Origin of the sequence: Streptomyces sp. NPDC090025 (assembly GCF_044748125.1) — a bacterium.
Lineage (GTDB): Bacteria > Actinomycetota > Actinomycetes > Streptomycetales > Streptomycetaceae > Streptomyces.
In genome coordinates this window covers 604,257-615,156 of record NZ_JBIVFL010000003.1, presented here as the reverse complement: position 1 = coordinate 615,156, position 10,900 = coordinate 604,257, and the positions used below count along the sequence as shown (strand labels likewise).

11 protein-coding genes are annotated in these 10,900 nt (G+C 71.4%); 9 read left to right on the top strand and 2 right to left on the bottom strand.

The annotated features are described in order from the left end of the window. The first annotated feature begins 82 nt into the window (after window positions 1-82). From ACIPXM_RS12125 to ACIPXM_RS12100, 6 genes are all read left to right on the top strand, one after another. Window positions 83-505 (top strand): DUF3052 domain-containing protein, encoded by a 423-nt coding sequence (locus ACIPXM_RS12125; protein WP_401654686.1) that lies wholly within the window; start codon window positions 83-85, stop codon window positions 503-505. 171 nt (window positions 506-676) lie between these two features. Continuing rightward, window positions 677-1,135: a peroxiredoxin gene (locus ACIPXM_RS12120; RefSeq protein WP_401654685.1), complete on the top strand. Its 459-nt coding sequence runs from the start codon at window positions 677-679 to the stop codon at window positions 1,133-1,135. Between the two features lie 138 nt (window positions 1,136-1,273). Then, window positions 1,274-1,849 (top strand): TerD family protein, encoded by a 576-nt coding sequence (locus ACIPXM_RS12115; RefSeq protein WP_030210761.1) that lies wholly within the window; start codon window positions 1,274-1,276, stop codon window positions 1,847-1,849. A 283-nt stretch (window positions 1,850-2,132) separates the two neighbouring features. Next, a complete protein-coding gene (locus ACIPXM_RS12110; protein WP_401654684.1) occupies window positions 2,133-2,708 on the top strand; it encodes a TerD family protein in 576 nt (191 codons plus the stop codon). 30 nt (window positions 2,709-2,738) lie between these two features. Next, complete coding sequence (locus ACIPXM_RS12105; protein ID WP_401654683.1) at window positions 2,739-3,887, top strand: DUF475 domain-containing protein; 1,149 nt, start codon at window positions 2,739-2,741, stop codon at window positions 3,885-3,887. A 123-nt stretch (window positions 3,888-4,010) separates the two neighbouring features. Further along, the gene (locus ACIPXM_RS12100) at window positions 4,011-4,757 is read left to right on the top strand and encodes a Tellurium resistance (RefSeq protein ID WP_401654682.1); all 747 of its coding nucleotides are present in this window, start codon (window positions 4,011-4,013) and stop codon (window positions 4,755-4,757) included. Window positions 4,758-4,842: 85 nt separating this feature from the next. On the opposite strand, the gene ACIPXM_RS12095 is transcribed toward ACIPXM_RS12100, so the two are convergent. Continuing rightward, window positions 4,843-5,745: a TerD family protein gene (locus ACIPXM_RS12095; protein ID WP_401654681.1), complete on the bottom strand. Its 903-nt coding sequence runs from the start codon at window positions 5,743-5,745 to the stop codon at window positions 4,843-4,845. Window positions 5,746-5,899: 154 nt separating this feature from the next. On the opposite strand from ACIPXM_RS12095, the gene ACIPXM_RS12090 reads away from it, so the two are divergent. The 3 genes from ACIPXM_RS12090 (at window position 5,900) to ACIPXM_RS12080 (ending at window position 10,662) form a co-directional block, all read left to right on the top strand. Then, window positions 5,900-7,114: an HpcH/HpaI aldolase/citrate lyase family protein gene (locus tag ACIPXM_RS12090; RefSeq protein ID WP_401654680.1), complete on the top strand. Its 1,215-nt coding sequence runs from the start codon at window positions 5,900-5,902 to the stop codon at window positions 7,112-7,114. Between the two features lie 66 nt (window positions 7,115-7,180). Next, window positions 7,181-9,772, top strand: a complete 2,592-nt coding sequence (locus ACIPXM_RS12085; RefSeq protein ID WP_401654679.1) for a phosphoribosyltransferase — start codon at window positions 7,181-7,183, stop codon at window positions 9,770-9,772. A gap of 17 nt (window positions 9,773-9,789) precedes the next feature. Continuing rightward, entirely contained in the window at window positions 9,790-10,662 is an 873-nt protein-coding gene (locus ACIPXM_RS12080) for an HAD family hydrolase (protein ID WP_401654814.1), read from the top strand. Window positions 10,663-10,673: 11 nt separating this feature from the next. Here the strand turns inward: ACIPXM_RS12080 and ACIPXM_RS12075 are convergent, their stop codons facing one another. Beyond that, the gene (locus ACIPXM_RS12075; RefSeq protein WP_401654678.1) at window positions 10,674-10,886 is read right to left on the bottom strand and encodes a zinc ribbon domain-containing protein; all 213 of its coding nucleotides are present in this window, start codon (window positions 10,884-10,886) and stop codon (window positions 10,674-10,676) included. Window positions 10,887-10,900: the final 14 nt, after the last annotated feature.

The following is a 10,900-nucleotide window of genomic DNA, read 5'->3' as shown; positions in this document are numbered from 1 at the left end:
CCCCGGCACGTGTGGACTACGGCCAGCGCCGCGCGCACGCGCGCGGCGAGGCATTTTCCGATACATGAGCAGGAGGCAAGCCGTGAGCGCGACCGCGGACCACGCGGAGGAGCGGACCAACCCGGCCGGAAGGCTGGGGTTCGAGCCCGGACAGGTGGTCCAGGAGATCGGCTACGACGACGACGTCGACCACGATCTCCGTGAAGGCATCGAGTCCCTTATCGGCCAGGATCTCGTGGACGAGGACTACGACGACGTCGCCGACGTCGTACTGCTGTGGTTCCGTGACGAGGACGGTGATCTCACCGATTCCCTGGTGGATGCCATCGGCTTCCTCGAGGACGGCGGCCAGATCTGGCTGCTGACCCCGAAGACGGGCCGCGAAGGCTACATCGAGCCGAGCGACATCAACGATGGCGCGCAGACCGCTGGGCTCTCCCAGACGAAGAGCATCAGTGTCGCCAAGGACTGGGTCGGTACCCGACTCGCCACCCCGAAGCGCTGACCCCGCTACGCTGCGCCGAGCCCTCGCCGGATTCCCGGCGGGGGCTCCCGTGCGTGCGGGTCCGCGGAAGCCCGGGTACGGGCGTGCGGGGTGGTCCGCTGTCCACCCCTTAGGGTGGGTTTCACCGATTCGGCCCAAGGGCTGGGCCACCGGCGAAGGGATGCGTACGGCATGGCGATCGAGATCGGCGCGGCGGCACCCGACTTCGAACTGAAGGACAACCACGGGCGCACCGTGCGGCTCTCCGACTTCCGCGGCGAGAAGAACGTCGTCGTGTTCTTCTACCCGTTCGCGTTCACCGGGGTCTGCACCGGCGAACTGCGGGTGCTGCGCGAGCGGGCGGACGAGTTCGTCAACGACGACACCCAGCTGCTCGCCGTCTCCGCCGACTCGATGCACACCCTGCGGGTCTTCGGCGAGCAGGAGGAGCTGGAGTTCCCGCTGCTCTCCGACTTCTGGCCGCACGGCGCCGCCTCGCGCGCGTACGGCGTCTTCGACGAGGACAAGGGCTGCGCGGTGCGCGGCACCTTCGTCGTCGACAAGGCGGGCCTGGTGCGCTGGGCGGTCGTCAACGCCCTCCCGGACGCCCGCGACGCCGACGCCTACGCGGCGGCGCTCGCCGCCCTCTGAGCTGCGCCGGAGCCCGACACTCGGAACACTCGGACGAAACGTCTGTTTCGACTGGGAACCCGTCACTAGGATCCAGACGTTGATCCGATGCCAACGCACGACGGGGGCGCTGCCCCTAGGAAACCAATGGAGGGACTCGTGGGAGTCAGCCTCAGCAAGGGCGGCAACGTCTCGCTGACCAAGGAGGCCCCCGGCCTGACCGCCGTCACCGTCGGTCTGGGCTGGGACGTTCGCACCACCACCGGTACGGACTTCGACCTCGACGCCAGCGCCATCCTGGTGAGCGAAGAGGGCAAGGTCCGCAACGACCAGGACTTCGTCTTCTTCAACAACCTGAAGAGCGCCGACGGCTCGGTCGAGCACACCGGTGACAACCTCACCGGTGAGGGCGAGGGTGACGACGAGCAGGTCAAGGTCAACCTCGCGGGCGTGCCGGCCGATGTGGCCAAGATCGTCTTCCCGGTCTCGATCTACGACGCCGAGAACCGCCAGCAGTCCTTCGGCCAGGTCCGCAACGCGTTCATCCGCGTCGTGAACCAGGCCGGTGGCGCCGAGATCGCCCGCTACGACCTCTCCGAGGACGCCTCGACCGAGACCGCCATGGTCTTCGGCGAGCTCTACCGCCACGGCGCGGAGTGGAAGTTCCGCGCGGTCGGCCAGGGCTACGCCTCGGGTCTGCGCGGCATCGCGCAGGACTTCGGCGTCAACGTCTGAGCCGAGGTCAACGTCTGACCACACGGGGACCGGTCACGGTCCCGCACCCGTCCGGCGCCGCACTCCTCGTGCGGCGCCGGACGCGCCTCGGCACCACGTTTCGCACCCGCACCATCTGGCGCACCACGCACCACGCACCACGCACCACGCACCACGCACCACGCACCACCCGGCGCACCCGCACCGCAGTGCGCACACCCGCACCACCCGGCGCTCCCGCACCATCGGACGCGCCCGCACCACTTCGCACATCCGTAGGACCCACGGGGAGGAACCCACCGTCATGGGCGTCACGCTCGCCAAGGGAGGCAATGTCTCCCTCTCCAAGGCCGCACCCAACCTCACCCAGGTGCTCGTGGGTCTCGGCTGGGACGCGCGCTCCACCACCGGAGCCCCCTTCGACCTCGACGCCAGCGCGCTGCTCTGCCAGTCGGGCCGGGTGCTCGGCGACGAGTACTTCGTCTTCTACAACAACCTCACGAGCCCCGAGGGTTCCGTCGAACACACCGGCGACAACCTCACCGGTGAGGGCGACGGCGACGACGAGTCGCTGATCGTGGACCTCACCCGGGTGCCGGCCCACTGCGACAAGATCATCTTCCCGGTCTCGATCCACGAGGCCGACAACCGCGGCCAGACCTTCGGCCAGGTCAGCAACGCCTTCATCCGTGTCGTGAACCAGGCGGACGGTCAGGAACTCGCCCGCTACGACCTCTCCGAGGACGCCTCCACCGAGACCGCGATGATCTTCGGTGAGCTCTACCGCTACAACGGCGAATGGAAGTTCAGGGCAGTGGGTCAGGGGTACGCGTCCGGCCTCCGGGGCATCGCTCTAGACTTCGGGGTCAACGTTTCGTAAAGCGGCGTACTTCTCACGATGGGGTAGACAGTGGTTCTGAAAACCTTCGGCTGGTCGTTCGCGATCACTGCGCTCGGCCTGATCGCCGCGGTGCTCTACGGGGGGTGGGAAGCGTTCGGAGTCGTCGCGATCCTCTGCATCCTCGAGATCTCCCTCTCCTTCGACAACGCGGTGGTCAACGCCGGAATCCTCAAGAAGATGAATGCCTTCTGGCAGAAGATCTTCCTGACGGTCGGCGTGCTCATCGCGGTGTTCGGCATGCGGCTGGTCTTCCCCGTCGTCATCGTCGCCATCAGTGCCAAGGTCGGCCCGATCGAGGCCGTCGACCTGGCGCTCAACGACGCGGACCGCTACCAGGAACTGGTCACCGACGCGCACCCGTCGATCGCCGCCTTCGGTGGCATGTTCCTGCTGATGATCTTCCTCGACTTCATCTTCGAGGACCGTGACATCCAGTGGCTGCGCTGGATCGAGCGCCCGCTCGCCAAGCTCGGCAAGGTCGACATGCTGTCGGTCTGCATCGCGCTGATCGTCCTGCTCATCACCTCGATGACCTTCGCGACCCACGCCCACCAGCACGGCGGCGCGCACGTCGACAAGGCACAGACAGTGCTCATCTCCGGCATCGCCGGACTCATCACGTACCTCGTCGTCGGCGGTCTCTCCGGCTACTTCGAGAACAAGCTGGAGGAGGAAGAGGAGCGCGAGCACGAGGCCGAGGAAGCGGCCAAGCGCAGCGGCAAGAAGGTTTCCGCGGTCGCCCTCGCCGGCAAGGCCGCCTTCTTCATGTTCCTCTACCTGGAGGTCCTCGACGCCTCCTTCTCCTTCGACGGAGTCATCGGCGCCTTCGCCATCACCAACGACATCGTCCTGATGGCCCTCGGCCTCGGCGTCGGCGCCATGTACGTCCGGTCGCTGACCGTCTACCTGGTCCGCCAGGGCACCCTCGACGACTACGTCTACCTGGAGCACGGCGCCCACTACGCCATCGGCGCCCTGGCCGTGGTCCTCATGATCACCATCCAGTACGAGATCCCCGAGATCGTCACCGGCGGCATCGGCGTCGCCCTCATCGGCTGGTCGTTCCTGTCCTCCGTCCGCCGCAACAAGGCCCTCGCGGCGGCCGAGGGAAAAGCTGACAGCCCCGGCGACAAGACAGAGGTGTCGTCCGGGGTGTGACACCCCCGACAATGAGGAACGCTTCACTGCGGGGCGGCCGGTGCACCCGGCCGCCCCGCGGCGTGTGCGCACCGGGCGCGCCACGTCACGGGGGGTGGGGTCAGCAATGGGGGGTGCGAGCCGATGGGCTTCTTCGACAATCTCTTTCCGGGCCGGGGGGAGCCGTTCGACTCCGGCGCCTCCGGTGCCTTCGGGTCGGACGCGATCGACCTCACCCGCCGCCGCCCCAGCGTCTCCCTGACCAAACAGGGCGCCGCCACCGGCAACCTCCGGGTCAACCTCTCCTGGCGGATGCGCACCTCCGACCTGGAGCGCCGCCCCCGCCAGTCGACCAGCCTGCTCCGCCACCCGCTGCGGCTGTTCAAGCCGGAGGAGGTCCAGGCGCACACCCAGGGCATGGTCAACGTCGACCTCGACCTCGGCTGCCTCTACGAGCTGGCCGACGGCAGCAAAGGCGTGGTCCAGCCGCTCGGCGGCTTCTTCGGCGAGCTGAACGAGGCGCCGTACGTGAAGCTCAGCGGCGACGACCGGTTCGGCGCCCCGTCCGGCGAGACGATCTTCGTCAACCTCGACCACCGCGACGAGATCAAGCGGCTGCTGTTCTTCGTCTACATCTACGACCAGACCCCGGCCTTCGACCGCACCCACGCCAAGATCACCCTCTACCCGAGCAACGGCCCGCGCATCGAGATCGAACTCGACGAGCACGCCCCGCAGGCCCGCTCCTGCGCGGTCTTCACCGTCGACAACGTCAAGGGCGATCTGATCGTCCGCCGCGAGGTGCGGTTCGTGTACGGCTTCCAGGGCGAGCTGGACCGGCTGTACGGCTGGGGTTTGCAGTGGGGCCGCGGCTACAAGTCCAAGACATGACCGTCGTGACGGTGACGGTGACGGTGGCGGGGGATCCGGAGCCGACGGATCCGGAGTCGGCGGATCCGGCGGTACGGGGCGGGGCTCAGCGGCCGATGAACTGCGGGCCCATCGGCGGCATCCGGAACTCCGGCGCCCCGTGCGGATAGCCGTAGGCGGGCGCGGGACCGGGTGCCCCGGCCGGCTGCGGGTAGCCGTACGCGGGCGGCTGGGTCGGCTGCGGCGGTACGCCGGGCGGCGGCGGCACCACCACCCCACCGGGACCGCCGGGGCCGACCGCGCCGCCAGGGCCGCCGGGAGCGTGCGCGACGGTCGCGTCCAGGTCGGAACCGGGCCCGTGCGGGGCGCCTTCGGCCTCGGCCCCGGCCCGTACCCCTGCGCCTGCCCCCGTCTCCGTACCCGTCTCCGCACCCGACTCGGCAGCCGCCGTGGCGTCGTCGACCGACACCCCGAAATCGGTGGCGAGCCCGACCAGGCCCGTCGGATAGCCCTGCCCCACCGCGCGGAACTTCCAGCGGTCACCCCGGCGGTACAGCTCGCCGCAGATGATCGCGGTCTCCTCGCCGGTCTCCGCCGACACGTCGAACACCGCGAGCGGCTCGCCGCCCGTCGCGCCCGGAGCCGCGTCGTACAGCAGGATCCGCAGGTCGGAGACGGTGCGGAAGGTGCCGCCGTCCGAGGAGGCGGCGATCACGACCTGGTCGACCGTGGCTTCCAGGGCCGTGAGATCGGCCTCGACCGTGTCCGTCAGGCCCTCGGGGCCGCGCTTCTTCGCCAGCCGCCGGACCAGGCCCGACGGATGGCGGGGCTGGTTGTAGAAGACGAAGTCCTCGTCCGAGCGCACCCGCCGGTCCGCCCCGAGCAGCAGCGCCGAGGCGTCCACGTCCGGCACCCCCGGCCCCGGGGTCCAGCGCAGCACGGCCCGTACGGCCGCGGTGTCGAGAGGGACGTTGGAGCCCTTCAGCATCGCGTGCGTCATGCCGGTCATCTTCCCTGCCCGGCGGCCCCCGGGACAACGCGGGGGGCCGGAAGCGGACGAGTTACCTGAACTTCACGCCCACGGGGAACTATGGACACCCTTACCTACGTACTATTACCGGCCACGTGTCGACATGGCCGTACCGGCAGACCGGGGGAGATACATGCGTCATTTCGGGCACATCCCGGCCGCCACGCGGGCCGGACTGTTCCACCGGGAGCCCGCCGAATTCACGGCGGACTCTCCCGCGCGCACGCTCGCCGTCGCCCTCGGGGCCACCCTCTACAGCCCCGCGACCCGGCCCCGGCTCGCCGCCGACATCCGCAAGCAGGCCGCCCACGGCGTCGTCTCGATGGTCCTCTGCCTGGAGGACTCCATCAATGACACCGAGGTGGCGGCGGGTGAGGCCAACCTGGTCCACCAGTTCGCCGAGCTCGCCGCCGGGGCGCCGGGCGGGTCCGGCCCGGACCCGCGGGGCGCGGACGACCTCCCCCTGCTCTTCATCCGGGTCCGCGAACCGCACCAGATCACCGACCTCGTCGAGCGGCTCGGCGATACGGTCCGTCTGCTGTCCGGATTCGTACTTCCCAAGTTCACCGAGAGCCGTGGCCGCCCCTTCCTCGAAGCCCTCGCCGTCGCCGAGCGGGCCTGCGGCCGCCGGCTCTTCGCCATGCCCGTCCTGGAGTCCCCCGACCTCCTCCACCTGGAGACCCGGGTCGAGACCCTGGCGGGCATCGCCGCCCTCACCGACAAGTACCGCGACCGGATCCTCGCCCTCCGCCTCGGCGTCACCGATTTCTGCTCCAACTACGGACTGCGCCGCTCGCCCGACATGACCGCGTACGACGTGCAGATCGTCGCCGCCGTCATCGGCGACGTCGTCAACGTCCTCGGCCGCTCCGACGGCACCGGCTTCACCATCACGGGCCCGGTCTGGGAGTACTTCAGACCCGGCGAGCGCATGTTCAAGCCGCAGCTGCGCCGCAGCCCCTTCCTGGAGGGCCGCGCCGAGGCGCTGCGCACCGCGCTCATCGAGCACGACCTGGACGGACTGCTCCGCGAGATCGAGCTCGACCGCGCCAACGGACTGCTCGGCAAGACCTGCATCCACCCCACCCATGTGGTGCCGGTGCACGCGTTGTCCGTGGTCAGCCACGAGGAGTACAGCGACGCACAGGACATCCTGCGGCCGGAACGAGGGGGTGGCGGAGTGCTCCGCTCCGCGTACACCAACAAGATGAACGAGGTGAAGCCGCACCGCGCCTGGGCCGAACGGACCCTGCGCCGCGCCGAGGTGTTCGGCGTGGCCCGCGAGGACGTCGGCTTCGTGGAGCTGCTCACGGCCTGCCTGCCGCCGGTGGCGGAAGCCCCGCGATGAGGGACCCGTCACCGCTGATCAGCGGTGACGGACGACGGACGACGGACGACTGATGACGGACGAGGGATGACGGAGAGGTACGAGAACGTGGTGTGGACCGGAACGTGGGTCGCGGAGCGGCTCGGCGTCGAGCTGCTCGGCGACGAGGCGCTGCCCGCGCTGCTCGGCCTGGCGCTGCGCCGCAACCCCAAGCGGGCGCACCTGCTCGTCTCCAACGTGCTCGGCAAGCACGTGCCGCAGCGGCCTTCGGTGGTCCACGCGGCGGGGTACGACCTGGGCGTACGGGCCCGGCGGCTGCTCGGCGACGAGGAGGCGGCCAGGGCCGTCGTGCTCGGCTACGCGGAGACCGCGACCGGCCTCGGCCACAGCGTCGCCGACGGCCTGGCCCTCGCGCCGTACCTGCACTCCACCCGCCGCCCCGTCGAGGGCGTGACCCCGGCCGGCGGCTTCGAGGAGTCCCACTCCCACGCCACCTCCCACCTGCTGCTTCCCGAGGACCCGAAGCTGCTCGCGGGCGACGGCCCGCTGGTCCTGGTGGACGACGAGTTCTCCACCGGCAACACGGTCCTCAACACCATCCGCGACCTCCACGAGCGCCACCCCCGCGACCGCTACGTCGTCATCGCCCTCGTCGACATGCGCACCCCCGCCGACCGGGCCCGGCTCGACGCCTTCGCGGCCGAGCTCGGCGCCCGGGTGGACCTGCTGACCCTGGCGGCCGGGACGGTGGACCTGCCGGACGGCGTCCTCGCCAAGGGGCAGGAGCTGGTGACGCGGTACGAGGCGGGCGCGGCGCCCGGTACCGGTGTCGCCGGTCCCGGTCCCGGTACGGGCGGTGTCGTACGGGTCGACCTGCGCTGGCCCGGCGGGCTGCCCGACGGCGGACGGCACGGCTTCACCCCCGGGCACCGGGAGGACCTGGAGGCGGCCCTGCCCGCGATGGCCGCCCGGCTCGCCGCCGCCCTGCCGTACTCGCAGAGCACCGGCGCCACGCCGCCGCCCCGGGTGCTCGTGCTCGGCTCGGAGGAGCTGATGTACGCGCCGCTGCGGCTCGCGCTCGCGCTGGAGCGGCAGGACGGCGCCGCAGCCGAGGTCCGCTACTCGACGACCACCCGGTCGCCGGTGCTCGCCGTCGACGACCCCGGCTACGCGATACGCACCCGCCTGGTGTTCCCGGCGCACGACGCGCCCGCCGACGGACCGGGCGAGCGGTACGCGTACAACGTCGCGGGCGGCGGCTTCGACGCCGTCGTCGCGGTCGTGGACTCCGCCGGGGACACCCCCGCGCTGCACGCCCCCGACGGGCTGCTCGCCCGCCTCGCCGAACACGTCCCGCACGTCGTGCTCGCCGTCGTCCCCTCCTACACGCCCCCCGGCACGCCCACCGCGACCTGGGACTCCGACGAAGCTCCCGGAAGGAGCTCCATGCTGCCCGAGCCGCTCCGCGGCCCCGCCTTCTCCTCGTACGCCCCCGAGGACGTCGGCTGGCTGCTCCAGGACCTCTCGGACGTGGAGCTCGAAGCCCCGACCGAGGAGCGCGAGGAGGCCATCCAGAGCGGCGGCGCGCACTACGCCGAGTCGCTGCCGGTCGAGTACCAGCCGAGCGCCGCCTACCAGGAGTTGTTCCGGACCGCGCTCGACGACTCCGCCGCCCGGATCGCCCGCGCCGTCGGCACCGTCACCGAGACCGTGCTCGCCGAGCGCGGCCCGCGCCCGGTGCTCGTGTCGCTCGCCCGGGCCGGTACGCCCGTCGGCGTCCTGATGCGCCGCTGGGCGCTCCAACGCCACGGCGTCGAACTCCCGCACTACGCCGTCTCGATCGTCCGTGGCCGCGGCATCGACGCCAACGCGCTGCGCTGGCTCGCCGCCCATCACGACCCGGCCGACGTGGTGTTCGTGGACGGCTGGACCGGCAAGGGCGCCATCACCCGCGAACTGCGCGAGGCGCTGGCCGAGTTCGCGAAGTCCGCCCAGGCGGCGGGCGATGCCGGTCCGACGGAGGGCGGCGGCGAGGCGGTGGAAGGTGGCCGGTCGGCGGAGTACGGGCGGTTCGTGCCGGAGATCGCGGTGCTCGCCGACCCCGGCTCCTGCGTGCGCACCTACGGCACCCGCGAGGACTTCCTCATCCCCTCCGCGTGCCTCAACTCCACGGTCTCCGGCCTGATATCGCGCACCGTGCTGCGCTCCGACCTGGTCGGCCCGCACGACTTCCACGGCGCCAAGTTCTACCGCGAGCTGGCCGGCGCCGACGTCTCCACCGACTTCCTCGACGCCGTCGCCGCCCGCTTCGACGACCCCGAGGTGACGGCCGCCGTCGCGGCCGACGTCGAGCGGCTGCTCGCCGCCGACCGCACCCCGAGCTGGGAGGGCTGGGCGGCGGTCGAGCGGATCAGCGAGGAGTACGGCATCCACGACGTCAACCTGGTCAAGCCCGGGGTCGGCGAGACCACCCGGGTGCTGCTGCGCCGGGTGCCCTGGAAGATCCTGGCCAAGCGGGGCGCGGGCGCCGACCTGGCCCACGTACGGCTGCTCGCCGAACAGCGCGGGGTGCCGGTCGAGGAGGTCGACGAACTGCCGTACACCTGCGTGGGGTTGATCCACCCGCAGTACACGCGCGGGGCGACCGGTGCGAACGGCACGGCGGTGGTGTCCCGGTGAACGCGCCCGAGACGACGGTGCCCGCGCCGACGCCCGAGACCACGGCGTCCGGCCTCGCGACCGGTACGCGTACGGTCCTGGTCGCGAGCGACCTCGACCGCACCCTCATCTACTCCAGCGGGGCACTCGCGCTCGGGATGCCCGACCCGCAGGCGCCCCGGCTGCTCTGCGTCGAGGTCCACGAGGCGAAGCCGCTCTCGTACCTGACCGAGCGGGCCGCGGAGGAACTGCGGGCGCTGGCCGCCGAGACGGTCTTCGTGCCGACGACCACCCGTACCCGCAAGCAGTACCAGCGGATCCGGCTGCCCGGCACGGCGCCCGCGTACGCGATCTGCGCCAACGGCGGCCACATCCTCGTCGACGGCGTCTCCGACCCCGACTGGCAGGCGGAGGTGCGCGGGCGGCTCGCCGAGGCGTGCGCGCCGCTCGCCGAGATCCGCGCGTACCTGACGGAGACCACCGACCCGTCCTGGGTGCGCAAGCACCGCGTCGCCGAGGACCTGTTCGCATACCTCGTCATCGAACGCGACCTGCTGCCGGAGGGCTGGCTCGACCGCTTCACCGCCTGGGCGGACGAGCGCGGCTGGACCGTGTCGCTGCAGGGCCGCAAGGTGTACGCGGTGCCCCGGCCGCTCACCAAGAGCGCGGCCATGCGCGAGGTGGCCCGGCGCGTCGGCGCCACGCTCACGCTGGCGGCGGGGGACTCGCTCCTCGACGCGGATCTGCTGCTCGCCGCCGACCTGGCCTGGCGGCCGGGCCACGGCGAACTCGCCGACACGGAGCTGACCGCGCCGCATCTGGCGGCGCTGGCGGAGCGGGGCGTGGCAGCGGGCGAGGAGATCATCCGCCGCTTCCGGGCGGCGGCACACGAGCACCGCCACACCGCCTGACCGGACGGCTGCTAGCCGCAGCACCCTCCACCACAACAGCCGCCACCGCCGCCGCTCGGGGCCGGTCCGGAGCTCGCACTGCCGCCCACGGCGACGGCGGAGAGCAGCTTGACGGTGTCGTCGTGCCCGACGGGGCAGGCGGCGGGGGCGGCGGACTCGGCCATCGGCCGGCTCAGCTCGAAGGTGTCGCCGCAGGTGCGGCAGCGGTACTCGTAACGAGGCATGCGCACAGGTTACG

What these genes read in the sequence shown, in the direction of transcription:
- ACIPXM_RS12120 (WP_401654685.1), top strand. Translation starts at nt 677, where the DNA reads ATGGCGATCGAGATCGGCGCGGCGGCACCCGACTTCGAACTGAAGGAC.
- ACIPXM_RS12110 (WP_401654684.1), top strand. Translation starts at nt 2,133, where the DNA reads ATGGGCGTCACGCTCGCCAAGGGAGGCAATGTCTCCCTCTCCAAGGCC.
- ACIPXM_RS12100 (WP_401654682.1), top strand. Translation starts at nt 4,011, where the DNA reads ATGGGCTTCTTCGACAATCTCTTTCCGGGCCGGGGGGAGCCGTTCGAC.
- ACIPXM_RS12095 (WP_401654681.1), bottom strand. Translation starts at nt 5,745, where the DNA reads ATGACCGGCATGACGCACGCGATGCTGAAGGGCTCCAACGTCCCTCTC.
- ACIPXM_RS12090 (WP_401654680.1), top strand. Translation starts at nt 5,900, where the DNA reads ATGCGTCATTTCGGGCACATCCCGGCCGCCACGCGGGCCGGACTGTTC.
- ACIPXM_RS12085 (WP_401654679.1), top strand. Translation starts at nt 7,181, where the DNA reads ATGACGGAGAGGTACGAGAACGTGGTGTGGACCGGAACGTGGGTCGCG.
- ACIPXM_RS12075 (WP_401654678.1), bottom strand. Translation starts at nt 10,886, where the DNA reads ATGCCTCGTTACGAGTACCGCTGCCGCACCTGCGGCGACACCTTCGAG.